Source organism: Brevundimonas sp. Root1423 (assembly GCF_001426805.1).
Window position 1 is genome coordinate 1 of the sequence record NZ_LMFL01000081.1, and the last position, 377, is coordinate 377.

Genomic DNA, 377 nt, shown 5'->3' on the forward strand with positions numbered 1-377 from the left:
CTCAAGGAAATCATCGTGCCGGCGGGCGCCGACAAGGTGGTCTTCCTGCTGGCGCCGCTGCTGACCTTCATCCTGGCCTTCATCGCCTGGGCGGCCATTCCGTTCGCGCCGGGCTGGGTCATCTCGGACCTGAACGTCGGCATCCTGTACATCTTCGCCATCTCGAGCCTCGGCGTGTACGGCATCATCATGGGCGGCTGGGCTTCGAACTCGAAGTATCCGTTCCTGGGGTCGCTGCGGTCGGCGGCGCAGATGGTGTCCTATGAGGTCTCCATCGGTCTGGTGATCATCAACGTCATCCTGCTGGCCGGGACGATGAACCTGACCTCGATCGTCGAGCAGCAGCAGGGGATGTTCTGGAACTGGTTCGCCTTCGG

The 377-nt window shown here is 62.6% G+C and carries 1 protein-coding gene; it reads left to right on the forward strand.

Annotated features, from left to right (window positions below; translation table 11 throughout):
- On the forward strand, window positions 1–377 hold a 377-nt coding region (locus ASD25_RS32710; RefSeq protein ID WP_235562914.1), incomplete at both ends, for an NADH-quinone oxidoreductase subunit H.